Here is a 15,974-nt window from a genome sequence, read left to right as displayed (position 1 = left end):
GTGGCCGGGAGATGCTGGTCAGCGGCTTGCAGTCAGCGGTTGAGCCACTCTTCGGTGAAAGCTGCCTCGTTGTTGAGCAGTTCGAGGAGGTGTTCGGAGATGGCGGCTTCGATCTTGCCGCCGAAGAGCGGGATCTTGACCTCGATGGTGCCGGTGACGGTGGCGGTGGAGCCGGTGCCGTCGGCGGCGAGGGTGGCGGTGGCGGTGACCTTGGCCGGGGCGCCGTCGACGTGGGCCTCGACGGTGCCGGAGGTGCCCTGGTAGGTCTCCACGCGCGGGATCACCAGGTCGCCGGGGCGCACGGCGGTGATGGCGGGGGGCAGCTGCTCGGCGGGGATGGCCTGCACCATCTGCACGCGGACCTGGTCACCGTCCGTGTGGAAGGAATCGATGCGGGCGCCGGGGCCGCCGACCTCTTCGATCCGGGCCTTCCAGTACTGCTCGTCGGAGAACGCCGCGCGCACCGCCTCGACCGAATGGGTGTAGCGAGCCGTGAACGCCAGAGGTGTAGCCATGCGCGACACGCTACCGGGTGTCCGTCGGTGCTCGCCCTGCTAGGGCGCGGGATCGGCGGCTCACCGTGCCGGTGTGCGCGGGGAATGGACCTGCGGCAGCGATGTGGTCCATGATCGGCATGTGAACGCGGCGATCAACAAGGAATCCACCGGTAGCGCGGCGCGGGTGCGTGACCTCCTCGCCGATACCGGCGCGGTGGTGCGCGAATCGGTGCTGTTGTCCGAGCTCACGACCTTGCGGGTCGGTGGGCCCGCGCTGGTCGCCGAATGTGGCACTACCGACGCGCTGATCGCCACGGTACGGGCGCTGGACGCGGCCGGTGTCCGGGTGTTGCTGCTCGCCGGTGGCTCGAACCTGCTCATCGATGACGCGGGCTTCGACGGTGTCGTGGTCCGGGTGGGGAACAACGGGGTGCGGCTCCTCGGCGACAGCGTGGTCGCCGAAGCGGGCGCGAACTGGGACGAGGTGGTCTCGTTGACCGTCGACTTCGGTCTGGGCGGGCTGGAGTGCCTGTCCGGTATCCCCGGCTCGGCCGGTGCGACGCCGGTGCAGAACGTCGGCGCGTACGGCGTCGAGGTAGCCACCCTGCTGCGGCAGGTGCAGCTGCTCGACCGCGAGACCGGCGAGGTGCGCTGGGTCGAGCCCGCCGAACTCGGCTTCGGCTACCGCACCAGCGTGCTCAAGCACAGCGACGCCGCGGTGGTGCTCGCGGTCGAGTTCGCCCTCGACCCGACCGGCCTGAGCGCGCCGCTGCGCTACGGCGAGCTGGCCAAGGCGCTCGGCGCGGGCGACGGCGAGACCCGACCGGCCGCCGCGGTGCGCGCCGAGGTGCTGCGGTTGCGCGCGGGCAAGGGCATGGTCCTGGACCCGGCCGACCACGACACCTGGAGCGCGGGCTCGTTCTTCACCAACCCGGTCGTCCCCGAGGACCGGTTGCCGCAGGTCCTGGCCGCGATCGCCGACCATGTGGGCGCGGACGTGCGGGTGCCCACCTACCCCGCGCCCGACGGGACCAAGCTCTCGGCGGGCTGGCTGATCGAGCGCGCCGGGTTCGCCAAGGGCTTCCCCGGGGCGGACGCGGCCGCGCGGTTGTCGACCAAGCACACCCTCGCCCTCACCAACCGGGGTTCGGCGCGCGCGGCCGATATCGTCGCGCTGGCGCGGACCGTGCGCGCGGGCGTGCGGGAGCGCTTCGGGGTGATCTTGGAGCCGGAACCGGTCACCGTGGGTGTGACCCTCTAGACAGCTTCGCCGGGCGGTCGGCCCGAAATCGCGGCGTACATTCGATGCGTGAGCAAACTTTCGGTAACCGCCTCGTTGCGTGCGCACGGGGCGGCGGGACGACCTGTGGCCGGACAGAGGCGTGAACTGGGCCTTCGTGGTGCGCGCTCGGCGGTTGCGGTGATCTTGCTGGCGGCGCTCGTGGTGCTGACCGGCTGCGCGTCCGGCGGTCCCGGCCCGGTTTCGGCGCCCGCCGCCGCTGTCGCGCAGGTCACTCTCGCGCCCGGCGACGGCGCGACCGAGGTCGCCCCGGCCGCCCCGATCTCGGTGACGGTGGCGAGCGGTCGGATCGACCAGGTCGCCCTCACCAATGCCGACGGCAAGCAGGTCGAGGGCGAGTTCACCGCCGACCACACCGGCTACCGGATCACCGAACCGCTCGGCTACGGCGCCGCCTACACCTGGACCGGCACCGCCACCGGCGCCGACGGCAAGCAGGTGCCGATCGAGGGCGGCTTCAGCACGCTCACCCCGAAGTCGACCACCCCGGCCACCATCAATATCGGTGACGGCCAGGAGGTCGGGATCGCGGCGCCGATCATCATCAAGTTCACCGGGCCGGTCGCCGACAAGGCCGCGGTGGAGAAGGCGCTCACCGTCACCACGAGCACCGGGACCGAGGGTTCGTGGGCTTGGCTGCCCGACGACGGCGGATCACGGGTGCACTGGCGCCCCAAGAGCTACTGGACGCCCGGCACCACCGTGCACGTGGCCGCGAAACTGTACGGCCTCGACCTCGGCGGCGGGGTGTACGGCGACTCCGATCTGACCTCCGATTTCACCATCGGCCGCAGTCAGGTGGTGATCGCCAACGCGCCCAGCCACCGCATGCAGGTGGTGCGTGACGGCGCCACCGTCTTCGATTTCGCGGTGTCCTACGGCGAGGGCAACGAGGCGCGCAATGTCACCCGCTCGGGCACCCATGTGGTGACCGAGAAGTACGAGGACTTCCTGATGTCGAACCCGCCGTTCTATACGAATGTGCGGGAACGCTGGGCGGTGCGCATCTCCAACAACGGCGAGTTCATCCACGCCAACCCGGAGTCCCTGGCCGCGCAGGGGTCCTCGAATGTCACCAACGGCTGCATCAACCTCTCGCCGAGTGATGCCCAGGCGTATTTCCCGACCGCGCTCTACGGCGATCCGGTCGAGGTGACGGGCACCTCCATCGACCTCTCGGCCGCCGACGGCGACATCTACGACTGGGCGATCGACTGGCCCACCTGGCAGTCCATGTCGGCGTTGCCCGCGGCCTGAGCCTGGGTGCCCGCGCTGCGTGTCGGTGCCCGGTGACGGCCCGACCGGCATAGTCTCGGCTGGTCAGCGCCGTTCACCGAGGGGAGATGGCCGTGTCGGATGTCGTCCTGGTCGCCCGCACGGTGATCACCATGGACCCGGCGCGGCCCCGCGCCGAGGCGGTGGCGGTCTCCGGCGGGCGCGTCGTCGAGGTGGGGTCGGTGGCGCGGTGCCGGACGGCGGTGGCCGCCGACGCGCCGGTCGTCGACACCGGTGCCGCCGCGCTGCTGCCGGGCTTCGTCGAACCGCACGGGCATCCTTTCCTGGGCGGGGTCAGCACCCAGCCGCCGGTCGGCCTGATCGCGCCGTGGGTGGCGCCGACCTGGGCCGATGTGGTGGCGGTCTTCCAGCGCGCGCTCGCCTCGACCGATCCGGCCGAACCGCTGGTGTTCAGCGGTTTCGACGCGCTGCTGCACGAGCACGCGGCACCGGACGCGGCCGAACTGGACCAGATCTTCGGTGACCGGCTCGCCGCCGTGCTCGACAATTCCGGGCACGCCATCTATTTCGGCACCGCGCTGATCGAGCGCTACGGCTGGGCCGAGACGCCCCCGCCGGACCCCGAGGGCGGGCACTTCGGCCGCAAGCCCGACGGCTCGCTCGACGGCCAGGGCTTCGAGGTCCCGGTGCTCGGCGCGGTCATGTACCCGCTGATCGAGCACCTGGACGACCCGCTGCGCGCGGGCGCGCTGTTCCTCGCGGAGATGTCGCGCGCCGGGTACACCTCCACCTCGGACATGGCCTACAACCCCGATCAGAAACCCGCCTACGAGGCGCTGGTGGCGACCGTCTCGTGTCCGCTGCGGGTGAGCCTGTGGGAGATGTCGACCACCGACACCTACGTCGAAACCGACACCTTCGCCGCCGGTGACGAGATGCTGCGCAAGGCCGGGGTGAAGCTGTGGACCGACGGGTCGGTGTGGGTCGGCAGCGCCGCCACCTCGTATCCGTATCTCGATTCCGAGGCCACCCGCCGCGCGAATATCGACCCGAGGACCGCGGGTGGCACCGGCGCGCTGAACTACTCCCGGGCCGACCTCGACGCCATCCTGGACAAGGCCGCCCCCGCGGGCTGGCAGATGTCGTTCCATTCCAACGGCGACCTCGCCGTCGAGCTCGCCCTCGACGCCTACGAGGCGGCCCTGCGCCGCTACGACCTGCTCGGCACCGATCACCGGTGGCGCATCGAGCACGTCGGCGGGGCCACCCGCGCGCAACTCGACCGCGCCGCGAGCCTGGGCCTGTACCTGTCGATGTCCCCGTTCCAGACCTACTTCTGGGGCGACCTGCTCGACGGCCAGATCTTCGACCACGCCCACGGCAGCCGCTGGCAACCCACCGGCGACGCCCTCGCCACGGGCGCCTGCGTCTCCCTGCACAACGACGGTCCGGTCTCCCCGCCCTCCCCGCTCACCAATATCCAGACCGTGGTCACCCGCCGCACCCGCGCGGGCACCGTGCACGGCGCCGACCAGGCCATCCCCCTCGACGCCGCCCTGCGCGCCCAGACCATCGACGCCGCCCGCACGCTGCGCCGCGAACATCTGGTCGGCTCGATCGAGATCGGCAAACTGGCCGACTTCGTCGAACTCTCCGCCGACCCCTACGCGATCGACCCGACCCAGCTCGCCACCATCGAGGTGCGGGGCACCTGGCTCGGCGGCCACCGCATCGACCTCGACGCCTTCCTCGCGGGCCTACCGACCCCCACCGCCCCGAACCCCCAACCACCCCTCGGCCGTTGCTGCTGACCACGCCCCCGGCGGGTTGCCGAGGGCGCGGTCACTCACGCGTTCGTCAGGATCGGCCAGCGCGGGTGGTCGCGGTCGATGACGTAGGCGTGCGTGTGCTGGTAGTGCCGGGGCCCGACCTTGATGGCGTCGGCCAGGATGGCCGGGTCGACCGTGCCCAGCTCGTGGACGTGGGTGATCTCGGCCGGGTCGTGGCGCGGCCACAGCCGCACCGCCGCGGTGGCGCCCAGGGCCGCGATGACCGCCAGGGTGACCCAGGTGGTGGTGAAGCCCGCGGTCGTGGCCAGCCAGCCGGTGATCGGGTAGGTGATCAGCCAAGCCAGGTGCGAGAGCGAGAACTGGGCGGCGAACAGGGCGGGCCGGTCCTCGGCGCGGGCCGAGCGGCGTAGTACCCGGCCGGTGGGAGTGAGGACCAGGCCGTTGCCCGCGCCGATGATGGCCCACACCGCCAGGGCGGCGGCCCACCGCCAGTCGCCCGCGCTCACCGTCGACAGCGCGATCGCGGCGGTCAGCCCGACGGCCAGCACGCCCGCGCCGGTCAGCATGATCGGCCGTTCGCCGCGCCGGTCCAGCAGGCGCGGCAGCGTCAGCGCCACCAGCATGGTGCCGAACCCGTTGGCGGCCAGCAGCATCGCCACCGCCGACTGGGTGCCGCCGAGCACGTCGCGCGCGTAGTTCACGGTATTGACCATCACCACCGAGCCCGCCGCCGCGACCACCAGGTTCAGCCCGAGCAGCCCGCGTAGTCGCGGGGTCGCCGCGAACAACCGCAGCCCGGCCACCAGCCGCTCCCGGATCGCCCCGTCGCCGACCTCGGCGTTCGGGATGCGCGCGCCCAGCACCAGCGCGACCGACACCGCGAACCCGATCCCGGTGCCGACGAACAGCCAGTGGAAGCTGATCAGGCTCAGCGCCAGCGCGGCCAGCATGGGGCTCAGCAGGGTCTCCATGGTCGCCGCGAGCTGGGCGGCCGAGAGCGCCTTCGTGTAGAGGCGTTCGTCGGGCAGGATGTCGGGCAGGACGGCCTGGTAGGTGGGGGTGTAGGCGGCCGAGGCGATCTGGAGCAGGGTGATCAGCACGTAGATCTGCCAGATCTGGTCGACGAACGGTAGCGCCAGCACGATCGCGCCGCGGACCGCGTTGAGCGCCACCAGGAACTGCCTGCGCGGCAACCGCCCGGCATACGCGCCCGCGATCGGCGCCACGGTCACATAGGCGACCATCTTCAACGTCAGCGCGGTGCCGAGCACGATGGCCGCGTTCCCACCCGCCAGCTCGTAGGCGAGCAGTCCGAGCGCGACGGTGGTGAGGCCGGTGCCGAACAGCGCGGCGACCTGGGCGGTGAACAGCAACCGGTAGTCGCGGTGGGCGAACAGCGAGGTGGTCATGATGTCGGTCCTCCGAAGCTACGTGGTCGCTTATCTGCGTATGAATGCAATAAGCAGAGAAGACCGCGAGATATTCCCGCCTCGCGAGAATCCGCCGAGCTTGACCTGAACAATGGTTTAGGTAGCACGGTAGGTCGGAGCGGCGGCCGAGGGGCCGCCACCGAGCCCGAGGAACCACCATGAGCGCCACCACCGCGATCCGCCCGCTGCGCCTCGCCGTCGTCATCGGCAGCACCCGTCAGGGCCGCTTCGGCCCCACCGTCGCCGACTGGTTCATCCGGCAGGCCGCCCTGCGCGACACCCTCGACGTCGAGGTGATCGACGCCGGTCAACTGGAACTGTCGTCCACTTTCGGCGCGGGCACCGAGCACCCCGCGCTGGTTGCGGCCACTGCCGCGCTCGCCCGCGCCGATGCCTTCGTGGTGGTCACCCCCGAGTACAACCACAGCTACCCGGGAACCCTCAAGAACCTCATCGACCTGCACCACACCCAGTGGCAGGCCAAGCCGGTCGGCTTCGTCTCCTACGGCGGTGTCTCCGGCGGCCTGCGCGCGGTCGAACACCTCCGCCCGGTCTTCGCCGAACTACACGCCGTCACCGTCCGCGACTCCGTCGTCTTCCCGAACCCCTGGGGCCGCTTCGACGACACCGGCGCCCTCCGCGACCCCGACGCCGCCGAGACCGCCGCCGCGACCATGCTCGACCAACTCACCTGGTGGGCCGAGGCCCTCCGCACCGCCCGCGCCGTCCGCCCGTACGGGAAGTGACCGCCGTGCTCATCACCGCGACGGCCCCGGCCCCCACCCGCGATCCGATGCGGATCGCGCTGGTGCTGGTGGTCGGGATGATCATGGCGACGCTGGACCAGACCATCGTCAATGTCGCCATCAACAAGCTTTGAACGAGGCCGATCAGACCGACTCGCTGGCGCGTTCCTTGCTCAGCGACTCGGCCTCTTCGGTGCTCAGGCCCTGCTGCTTGGCCAGCAGATCGCGGATCTCGATGAGCAGTTCGGTCTCGGTGGGCTCGGCGGCCTTGGTGGTGCCGAACTTGTTCTTCAGCGACTTCATCGGCAGCATCAGCACGAAGTACAGCACCGCGGCGACGACGAAGAAGTTGATGAACGCGGTGATGATCGGGCCAACAGCGATGAAGGTCGCGGGCTTGTCGGCGATGAGCTGGATGCCAAGGCCCAGCTCGTTGGTCGAGCCGAACACCGCCAGCAGCGGGTTGACGAGTCCCTTGGTGAACGCCGTGACCACGGCGGTGAAGGCGGTACCCATGACCACCGCGACCGCGAGATCGATGACATTCCCGCGCATCAGGAAGTCTTTGAACCCGTCGAAAACAGACTTGATACCGCGCATCGGTGGAGCACTCCTCATCCTGGCTATCGGCAAACGTGGTGATGCTAACGGCCACCCAGGCCGGTAGCGAATCCACAGCAACGCGACAGGGTGGTCCTGGGCAGTATCGGCGCACGCGCGCGCGGCCGCCACCTGGGCGGCGGAGTGCCCCGGATCGGTTGTCCGGTCCGGGGATTGAACGTCGCAGGTCAGGAGCGCCGGGCGAAGCTGCCGGGACCGGCCTGGTCACGGGGCTTGACGACAATGGTGTCGAGGTTCACGTGCGCCGGGCGCGAGGCGGCGAAGCCGACGATCTCGGCGATATCGGCGGCGTAGAGCGGGTCGATGCCCTCGTAGACCTTGGCCGCGCGCTCGGCGTCACCGTCGAAGCGGACCAGCGAGAACTCGGTCTCCACCGCGCCCGGCGCGATCTCGGTGAGCCGCACCGGCTGACCGAGCAGTTCGTCGCGCAGGGTGCGGTGCAGCACGGCCTGGGCGTGCTTGGCCGAGGTGTAGCCGGAGCCGTTGGGATAGGCGTGCAGGGCGGCGATGGAGGTGATGGTGACGATCAGGCCGTCCCCGGAGGCGATGAGCTTGGGCAGCAGCGCCTTGGTCAGGCGCAGGGTGCCCAGCACATTGGTCTCCCACATCCAGCGCCAGTCATCGAGGTCGGCGTCGAGCACCGAGGCCAGGCCCTTGGCCCCGCCCGCGTTGTTGACCAGCACGTTCACCTCGCCGATCGCGTCGGTGAAGGCGCGCACCGAGTCCTCGTCGGTGACGTCGAGCTCGAGCGCGGTGCCGCCGATCTCCTCGGCCAGCTGCTTGACCCGATCGAACCGCCGCGCGCCCACGTAGACGTGAAAGCCCTGCGCGGCGAGCGTGCGGGCGGTGGCTTCTCCGATGCCGGAACTGGCTCCGGTGACGACGGCGGTTCGAGTACTCATGGGTCGATGGTATTCGCCGCCGATTCGCCCGTGCCATGGCTGCGATCACCGTGCGCTCTACCCTGTCGGCATGGCTATTCGTGATGCGGTCAGTGCCGAGGGAACCAGGATCGTCTACCGGGTGACCGGTCCGGAGACGGGCAGGCCGCTGGTGCTGCTGCACGGCTGGGCGGGCAATCTGCGCTGCTGGGGCACCGCCGCCGACGACCTCGCCCAGTGCTACCGGGTGATCGCCGTCGACCTGCGCGGCCACGGCTACTCCGACGACCCCGGCACCGGCTACGACGATCCCAAGGCCTGGGCCGCCGATGTGGCCGCCGTGCTCGCGGCCGAGGGCATCGAGTCCGGCGCGGTGCTGCTCGGCTGGTCCTACGGCGGCATCGTCGCCACCGACTACCTGGCCACCTACGGCACCGGGGCGGTCGCCGGGGTCGTCTACTGCGGGGCGCCCGCCCACATCGGCCGGGATGTGCCCGGCGCGGCCCCCGGTCCGGCCATGGAGAAGGCCATTCCGGGTGTCTTCGACGAGGCGGCGGGCCGGGCCGTGCGCGCCTTCGCCGTGTTCGGCAATGCCAATACCGGCCCCGGCGAGGACAAGGGCCCCGATGCCCAGCGCCTGTTCGGCGGCAGCCTGGCTACCCCGCCCTCGGTCCGCAAGGCGCTGTTCTACCGCACCGTCGACAACACCGAGACCCTGCGCGCGCTCGATATCCCCGTGCTCGTCCTGCACGGCACCGCCGACCCGGTCGTGCCGGTCGAGAACGGCCGCTACATCGCCGACAACGCCCCTGACGCGCGCGCCTCCTACTGGGACGGTGCCCAGCACGGCCTGTTCATCGAGGACCGCCCGCGTTTCGTCGCCGAGGTGCGCGAGTTCCTCGACGGCCTGTGAAGGGCTAATGTTTCAGAAGTGACTCCGGCGCAGGTCGGAGCCCTTTACCCTGTGTGACGCGGCCAGTCTGCGGCCGGTCATGGAGGTGGCGCATGAGCGTCGTGACGCGTTGTGTGCTGTTCGTATTGACGGCCGGATTGGTATTCGGGCACGCGGTGGCGGCCGCCGAGCCCGCCGGGCGCACCGCCGACGCGGCGTGGGTCGTCTCGGCGTCGCCGGGGCCGGGCGGGGTGGTCGAGCTGGTGGTGTACTCGGTGGCCATGGGCAAACCGGTGACCGTCACCGTGCTGCCCGCCGCCGACCCCGCCGCGAGCGCGCCGGTGCTGTACCTGCTCAACGGTGTCGACGGCGGCAGCGGTCCCGACGGTGACTGGCGCGGCGGCGGGAACTGGCTGACCCGCACCGATATCGCCGAGTTCCTGGCGGACGAGCAGGTCACCGTGGTCATGCCGGTCGGCGGCGCGGGCAGCTACTACGCCGACTGGCGCGCCGACGACCCCGTCCTCGGCCGCCAGCGCTGGACCACCTTCCTCACCAGGGAGCTCCCGCGCGTGATCGACGCCGAATTCCACGGCACCGGTGCCAATGCCGTGGCCGGGGTGTCGATGGCGGGTACCGCGGCCTTCCAGCTGGCCCTGGCCGCCCCGCGCCTCTACCGCGCGGTGGCGTCCTACAGCGGGTGTGTGGCCACCAGCGGTCCGCAGGGCCACGCCATCGTCAATACGGTCGTCTCCGGCCAGAACGGCGACCCGGTGAACATGTGGGGCCAGCCCGGCGACCCCCTCTGGGCCGCCAACGACCCCTTCCTGCACGCCGACCGCCTGCGCGGCCTGTCCCTCTACATCGCCTCCGGCACCGGCCTACCCGGCCCCCTCGACACGGTCGACGGCCCTGGGCTGCGCGGAGATTCGATGAAACTCCTCGACCAGCTCCTCATCGGCGGCGCCCTCGACGCGGTGACGGGCATCTGCACCCAGCAACTCGCCACCCGCCTCACCGAACTCGACATTCCCGCCACAGTCGAACTGCGCCCCAACGGAACCCACTCCTGGGGCTACTGGCGCGAGGACTTCCACCGCTCCTGGCCGATGTTCGCCGCCGCGCTGAAAGATCAACGCACGCCAGGGAAATAGGGCGACACCGGCCAGCACGGCACCGGGCTCGCCGTCTCCGGCGAGAGCGCGTTGAGCACGAACCGCCAGACCCGCTCGCTGTACATCGTGGCCAGGTGTTCGGAGAAGTCGACGGAACACCCGTCCTGCAGGGTGATGTTGGTGACGTTCGGTCCCACCAGATACTGCTGGTCGTACGGGGTGACGATCTGGTCGTACTTGGTGACCAGCGTGGTGTAGGTGACCCCGGGCCGCGTATCACCGGAACCGTAGACCTCACTGGACAATTCGTCCCCGATGGCCTGCTGGGTCAAGGCCGGGGCGATGTCACCGAGCCCCTCGTAGACCCACCACCCCACCGGCGGCACGAAGCTACGCAGGAACGCGATGGTGTTCAGCGTGGTGCCGTGGTTACTGGGGGAGATGCCCACCATCTTGTCGACCTTGGCGGCCCCGCCGAGCACGTTCAGGTAGTACAGCGGCAGAATCCCGCCGCCCTGCGAATGCCCGACGAGATCCACCTTCGCCGCCCCGGTGGCCGCGAGCACCCGGTCGACCTCGGCGCCGAGTTCCCGTGCGGAGAGCCGGATGTCACCGAGCGCCTGCAGTGGCACCTTGCCCGGCAGCCACGCGAGATTGCCGTAGTTGAAGGTGAATACGCAGTACCCGTTGTTCTTCAGATACGGCGCCCCGGCCTGCCAGGCGATGGCCTGCGAAGTCGCGGTGGAGTTCACCAGCACCACCGGATTCGGATGCTCGGCGCTGGGTGTGCAGTTCCAGTCGTTGGCGCCCGCCGGTGCCGTCTCCGGAAACAGCCCGGCGGGCAGGATTCCCGCCCCCAGATCGAACGGCACCGGCAGCGGACCCGTAGCGGGCTCCTGTGCCGCCGCCGGACCCGCCGCCGTCATCGCGATCGCCGCACCGACCGCCGCCAAATCTTTTCTCCACGTGCGCATTCCGCCACCCCCGTGTTCCCGGCCGCCTCGTCGCGGCACCTTGGGGAGCGTACAAACATTGTATGAAACATGTTGCAGAAATGCGCGAATTCCCGCATCTTCTACCGGGTAGTAAGCGCATCTGAGCAGCGCAAAGAGAACTCTCGCCGGATGCCTGGCGAAGTTCGGTGCGGTTCTATTCGGCGGTGCTGCTCCTAGGTCGACGCCCCACCTTCGCGGCCGACGATGGTGCCGTAATCGAGCCCGCCGTGGCTGTAGGTCGGGACCACCGGCCACTGGCGTTTCCACGGCGCGCATTCCGAGGACGGGATGATCTGGAGCCAGCGGGGGTCGCGCGGGGAGCGGGAGGCCATGGCCTTCTCCTTGACCATCGAGTCGTACTGGTCGAGGGAGTCCTCGAGGGTGTTGCCGTTGAGCACCACCTCGCGGCCGTAGAACGCGGCCTGCTGGCGTACGCCGGGGATCCGGGACAGTTCGGGCTGCCAGCTGTCGGCGGCCATGCCGTTCTCCGAGGAGACCCACACGCCGTCGGGGGTGTTGAGCACGAGCGAGTGGTTGCCGTCGGTGTGGCCGGGGGTCCACAGCAGGCTCACGCCGACGCCGAGTTCCACATCGCCGTCGAAGATCTCGAGCCGTTCGCGCGGCACCCCGTCCATGCCGCCGTCGACATACCAGGCCCACTGCATCGGATGCATGGCCTCGAAGGTGCCCAGTTCCTTGCGGTGCACCAGCAGTTTGGCGTTGGGGAACAGCGGCATGATCCGCCGCAGGTCTTGCACGTGCAGGTGGTCGAAGCTGAGGTAGTCCACGTCCTCGTTGCGCAGCCCGAGCCGGGGCAGTACGGCCTCGGGATCGTCGTAGTACTTCACGAACAGCTTCTCCGCGCCGAAGCGCTGGGCGAACTGCTGCAGATTCCGGTAGAACGGCGCCTCCGCCGACCCGGCCGCCACCGTGGGCTCCCAGACCAGCGTCTTGCGCTCACCGTCGAAACCCTCGAACTGGATGACGAACATCCGGTTGATGATCGAGATCATCGGGTTCACATTCACCGAGTAGCCCTGGAAGGCGAAGCGCGCCGGATAGGGCGCGGCGGCGATATCGAAGCTCCGCACGGCGCTGACCTGCCCCTGGCTCAGGAACCGCTCGCGGTAGCGCAAGGCCGCCGCGCGCACGGCCGCGAGCCGCTTGCCGCGCGGCCAGATGTCGTGGACGCCGTCGAATTCGGGAATCGGGCGCACGGCGGTGGTGCTGTCGATGCTCATCGGGGTTCTCCTGGGTTGTCGGTGAGGGTGGCGCGCTCGTAACCGGCGCGGGAGGCGGGATCGCTGTCGGTGATCTGGTTGGGGACCAGGCGGCGATAGAGCGCGGTGCGCGGCCGGTCGGGCAGCAGGTTCGCCAGGCGGACGAGCAGGCCGACCCGGCGGGGCACGGTCACCTCGAAACGCGGCCGGGCCAGCACGTCGGCGACCGCCCGGGCGACGTCCTCGGGGGTCAGCGTGGCGACCGCGCCGGGGGAGGTGCCCGCCGCGAGCGGGGTGTCGACCACGGTCGGCATCACCACCGACAGCTCGACGCCGCTGCCGTGCAGCTCGGCCCGCACCGCGCTGAGATAGCCGTAGACGCCGTGCTTGGTCGCCGCGTACGTGGCCTCCCCGGCGGGCGCCAGTTTCGACGCGGCCGAGGCGACGGTGACGAGGTGCCCGCGCCCGCGCGCCCGCATCCGGGGCGCGGCCAGCCGCACACCCCGGATGACGCCGTGCAGGTTCACCGCGAGCTGACGCCGGGTGGCCGCCTCGGGCTCGTCCTCGAAGCGGCCGACCCACATCACCCCGGCGTTGTTGATCAGCACGTCGATCGGGCCCCAGCGGGCTTCGACGGCGTCGAGGAAGCCGGTGAACGAGTCGTCGACGGTGACGTCCAGGGCGAATCCGGCGGCGGTGCCGGGCAGCGCGGCCGCGGTCTCGGCGGCCGCCGCGGCGTCGAGATCGCCGAGGGCGACGTGGGCGCCCGCCGCGGCGAGTTCGCGGGCGATGGCCGCGCCGATGCCACGGGCGGCGCCGGTGATCGCGATCACCCGGCCTCGGGCGGGGATGGTCGAGCGCATCCGGGGGCTCCCTTCGTGGTCCATGTGACATATCGACATGTCAGATGAAAGCCCAGTATGACCACGATGGGGGCGTGGTGGCAAGTGCCGGATCTACTCCAGGGGGCGGCGCAGCCCGGCGAGGGCGGAGACGAACAGGGTGGCGCACACCCTGGTCAGCACGGCGGGACTCTGGCGTCGGCCGGTCATCATCCAGTCCACGAGCAGGTTGTTCACCGCGCCGGACAGGGCGATGGCGGTGAGCCGGGTGTCCTCGTCGGCGGAGTCGACCGCCGGGTCGGCCGCCGAGACCGCGCCGATCAGCTCGGCGAAGGCGCGCAGCACCCCGTGCCGCAGTTCCTCGAGCTCGGCCGAGACGCCGACGACCTCGATCAGGATCACCTTGGCCCGGCGCGGATCGTCGGTCAGATGCTTGATGAACGCCGCCAACCCGTCGTGCGCGGCCGCGGCGACATCATCGGGTCCCGCGGCGGCGACCGCCGCCTCGGTAGCCGCACGCAGATCGGCGACCAGCGCGGTGTACAGCCCGATCAGACATGCTTGCCGATCCTTGAACGACTCGTAGAAATACCGTTCCGTCAGCCCCGCCGTCCGGCAGATCTGCTTCACCGAGGTCGCCGCGAACCCGTCACTGCCGAACAATTCCAGCGCGGCCGCCAGAATCGCCGCCCGCCGAGCCCGCGTCCGCTCCTCGGCGTCCATCCCGGAATACCGCCGTCCCGGTCGCTCCGCTGCTGGCGTCGCCATTCCGGTTCCCGTCCTCTCCCTCGATACTGTCCCTGCCATACTGACCCGCTCGGCTGGGCGTGCCTGATCGATGAGATCACGGTCGCGGGCCCAATCAGGGTCCGCTGTGCCGGACCACAGCTCGGCGATCTCCCCGAAGCGACACCAGCGAGCAGCGGCGCTCGGTACCAGGCGGACTCTCGGCCGTCCCGCGACGGTGATGGTGATGTCCTCGCCGTCGCTCATGACTTGACTGTAGAACTGCTGTTCCTTCAGCTGCTATCGCGCGGCGGTGTGGAAGGTGGTGCGGAGGGTGTGGAGGTAGCGGTCGACGGTGCGGTGGGCGGTGGGGGTGTCGGGGTAGATGGCGCTGAGGGTGGTGGTGGCGGGGAGACGGTTGATCCAGAGGAGGACTTCTTCGGTGGCGGCGCGGTTGGCGTAGACGCCGGTGCCCGCGGTGGTGAAGTACTCGTTGCCCGCGAAATCGCGGGCGTCGACGTAGGAGATCATCGGGGCCGACCAGCCGGGGCGGGCGGCGATGTCGGGGTCGTCGGCGGCGAGTTCGAGGACGCGGTGGGGGGAGACGGGGGTGAGGGTGAGGCCGTGTTCGTAGGCGCGCTGGGCGGCGGTGAGGGTGCGGGCGAAGCCCGTGGTGGCGCCGATCGGGAAGGCGACCGGGATGAGGGTGACGTACCAGCCGACGGAGGTGAGTTCGGCGATCGAGGAGCGGGTGCTGATGGGGGACAGGGTGAAGTAGTAGTCGCTGTCGAGGAGTTCGCGTTCGGTGAGCGCGGCGGCGGCGAAGATGCCGCCGGTGAACTCGGCACCGTGATCGCGGCAGATCTTCTCGAAGCGCAGCGCGGTGGCCTCGTCGAACAGGTCGATGGTGCGGTGCGCGCTGCGGTTGTAGGTGTCGTTGCTGCGGCCGAGATCCAGTGGGAACGAAGGCAATTCACCGTGGTTGCCGCGCAGTAGATCCAGCCAGCGCCGCACACCGGGCGAGCTGCGGGTGAGCTCGGCCGAGGCGGTGCGTTCGCGGGCACAGTGCTCGACGAAACTGGCGGGCCGGGTGAGCTGCCCGGCATCCTGACCGATCTCGCGCAGGTACAGGTGCGCCAGCTCGAAGCACGAGATGTATTGGCCCACACCGTCGGTGTGCAGATGGTCGACGGCCAGATACAGCGTGGTCGCCTCGGCGTGCTCGACGGCGCCGAAGGTGAAGCAGTGCCACTCGAAGGGCCCCGGCGTGCTCTGCTGCACGTGCGCGCGCACCCGGTTGCCGTCGGCCAGGCCGTGTTCCACCGGCGTGAATTCGATGGTGGCCGGGTCGATCAGGTGCCTGCCGATGCTCCCGTCGGGCGCGCGGTCGAACCAGGTGTGGAAGGTGTCGTGACGGCGCAGGAAGGCATTGATGGCGCGGGTCATTGCCGCCCGGTCGAGCAGCCCGGGCACCGCCGCGGTGACCACGCACAGCCCGGAGAAGCGGAACGCGGCCTCGCGATGCCGGTGGGCCGCCGCCAGATACTGCTCCTGCTGATGCGAGGGCGGCACCGGATGACGCGGCGCCCGCGCGGCCGCCGCCACCGACGCGGCCGAGGCGTGCCAGCTCACCAGCCGCCCGGTATCGGGGTGCCATTCCTCGAGCAGTCCGAAACCGACCAC

16 protein-coding genes are annotated in these 15,974 nt (G+C 70.3%); 7 read left to right on the top strand and 9 right to left on the bottom strand.

The annotated features are described in order from the left end of the window. Positions 1 to 32: 32 nt before the first annotated feature. Positions 33 to 515, bottom strand: a complete 483-nt coding sequence (locus WA675_RS26485) for a DUF2505 domain-containing protein (RefSeq protein ID WP_336088022.1) — start codon at positions 513 to 515, stop codon at positions 33 to 35. A gap of 199 nt (positions 516 to 714) precedes the next feature. On the opposite strand from WA675_RS26485, the gene WA675_RS26480 reads away from it, so the two are divergent. The 3 genes from WA675_RS26480 (at position 715) to WA675_RS26470 (ending at position 4,844) form a co-directional block, all read left to right on the top strand. Further along, on the top strand, positions 715 to 1,758 hold the full coding sequence (locus WA675_RS26480; RefSeq protein ID WP_336088025.1) for a UDP-N-acetylmuramate dehydrogenase: 1,044 nt from the start codon (positions 715 to 717) through the stop codon (positions 1,756 to 1,758). A 159-nt stretch (positions 1,759 to 1,917) separates the two neighbouring features. After that, complete coding sequence (locus WA675_RS26475; protein ID WP_336088019.1) at positions 1,918 to 3,054, top strand: L,D-transpeptidase; 1,137 nt, start codon at positions 1,918 to 1,920, stop codon at positions 3,052 to 3,054. Between the two features lie 92 nt (positions 3,055 to 3,146). Continuing rightward, positions 3,147 to 4,844 carry an amidohydrolase gene (locus tag WA675_RS26470; RefSeq protein ID WP_336088017.1) on the top strand — a complete coding sequence of 566 codons (1,698 nt, stop codon included), beginning with the start codon at positions 3,147 to 3,149 and terminating at the stop codon, positions 4,842 to 4,844. 35 nt (positions 4,845 to 4,879) lie between these two features. Here WA675_RS26470 and WA675_RS26465 read toward each other — a convergent pair whose 3' ends face one another. Next, on the bottom strand, positions 4,880 to 6,232 hold the full coding sequence (locus WA675_RS26465; protein WP_336088016.1) for an MFS transporter: 1,353 nt from the start codon (positions 6,230 to 6,232) through the stop codon (positions 4,880 to 4,882). A 179-nt stretch (positions 6,233 to 6,411) separates the two neighbouring features. On the opposite strand from WA675_RS26465, the gene WA675_RS26460 reads away from it, so the two are divergent. Next, positions 6,412 to 6,999 carry an NADPH-dependent FMN reductase gene (locus WA675_RS26460; protein ID WP_336088015.1) on the top strand — a complete coding sequence of 196 codons (588 nt, stop codon included), beginning with the start codon at positions 6,412 to 6,414 and terminating at the stop codon, positions 6,997 to 6,999. Then, positions 6,996 to 7,133 carry a hypothetical protein gene (locus tag WA675_RS26455; protein WP_336088013.1) on the top strand — a complete coding sequence of 46 codons (138 nt, stop codon included), beginning with the start codon at positions 6,996 to 6,998 and terminating at the stop codon, positions 7,131 to 7,133. The genes WA675_RS26460 and WA675_RS26455 overlap by 4 nt, the downstream gene beginning before the upstream one ends. Positions 7,134 to 7,143: 10 nt before the next feature. Here WA675_RS26455 and mscL read toward each other — a convergent pair whose 3' ends face one another. Next, on the bottom strand, positions 7,144 to 7,599 hold the full coding sequence (mscL, locus tag WA675_RS26450; RefSeq protein ID WP_336088011.1) for a large conductance mechanosensitive channel protein MscL: 456 nt from the start codon (positions 7,597 to 7,599) through the stop codon (positions 7,144 to 7,146). Between the two features lie 188 nt (positions 7,600 to 7,787). Then, the gene (locus WA675_RS26445) at positions 7,788 to 8,522 is read right to left on the bottom strand and encodes an SDR family oxidoreductase (RefSeq protein ID WP_336088008.1); all 735 of its coding nucleotides are present in this window, start codon (positions 8,520 to 8,522) and stop codon (positions 7,788 to 7,790) included. A 70-nt stretch (positions 8,523 to 8,592) separates the two neighbouring features. Here WA675_RS26445 and WA675_RS26440 point away from each other — a divergent pair, with 70 nt between their 5' ends. Beyond that, entirely contained in the window at positions 8,593 to 9,414 is an 822-nt protein-coding gene (locus tag WA675_RS26440) for an alpha/beta fold hydrolase (RefSeq protein WP_336088007.1), read from the top strand. 92 nt (positions 9,415 to 9,506) lie between these two features. Then, the gene (locus WA675_RS26435; RefSeq protein WP_336088006.1) at positions 9,507 to 10,547 is read left to right on the top strand and encodes an alpha/beta hydrolase; all 1,041 of its coding nucleotides are present in this window, start codon (positions 9,507 to 9,509) and stop codon (positions 10,545 to 10,547) included. Here the strand turns inward: WA675_RS26435 and WA675_RS26430 are convergent. The 5 genes from WA675_RS26430 to WA675_RS26410 form a co-directional block, all read right to left on the bottom strand. Then, positions 10,526 to 11,461, bottom strand: coding sequence for an esterase/lipase family protein (locus WA675_RS26430; protein WP_336088005.1), 936 nt, complete (start codon positions 11,459 to 11,461; stop codon positions 10,526 to 10,528). The genes WA675_RS26435 and WA675_RS26430 overlap by 22 nt on opposite strands. A 215-nt stretch (positions 11,462 to 11,676) precedes the next feature. Further along, positions 11,677 to 12,744 carry a hypothetical protein gene (locus WA675_RS26425; protein WP_336088004.1) on the bottom strand — a complete coding sequence of 356 codons (1,068 nt, stop codon included), beginning with the start codon at positions 12,742 to 12,744 and terminating at the stop codon, positions 11,677 to 11,679. Then, positions 12,741 to 13,586, bottom strand: coding sequence for an SDR family oxidoreductase (locus WA675_RS26420; RefSeq protein ID WP_336088003.1), 846 nt, complete (start codon positions 13,584 to 13,586; stop codon positions 12,741 to 12,743). The genes WA675_RS26425 and WA675_RS26420 overlap by 4 nt, the downstream gene beginning before the upstream one ends. Positions 13,587 to 13,679: 93 nt before the next feature. Beyond that, entirely contained in the window at positions 13,680 to 14,288 is a 609-nt protein-coding gene (locus tag WA675_RS26415) for a TetR/AcrR family transcriptional regulator (protein WP_336088002.1), read from the bottom strand. A 303-nt stretch (positions 14,289 to 14,591) separates the two neighbouring features. Continuing rightward, positions 14,592 to 15,974 carry a condensation domain-containing protein gene (locus WA675_RS26410; protein ID WP_336088000.1) on the bottom strand — a complete coding sequence of 461 codons (1,383 nt, stop codon included), beginning with the start codon at positions 15,972 to 15,974 and terminating at the stop codon, positions 14,592 to 14,594.

Source organism: Nocardia sp. SSK8 (genome assembly GCF_037034205.1).
In the GTDB taxonomy this organism is placed as follows: domain Bacteria; phylum Actinomycetota; class Actinomycetes; order Mycobacteriales; family Mycobacteriaceae; genus Nocardia.
Note: the sequence above shows the minus strand (reverse complement) of the source record. Positions and strands in the feature narration are given on the sequence as shown.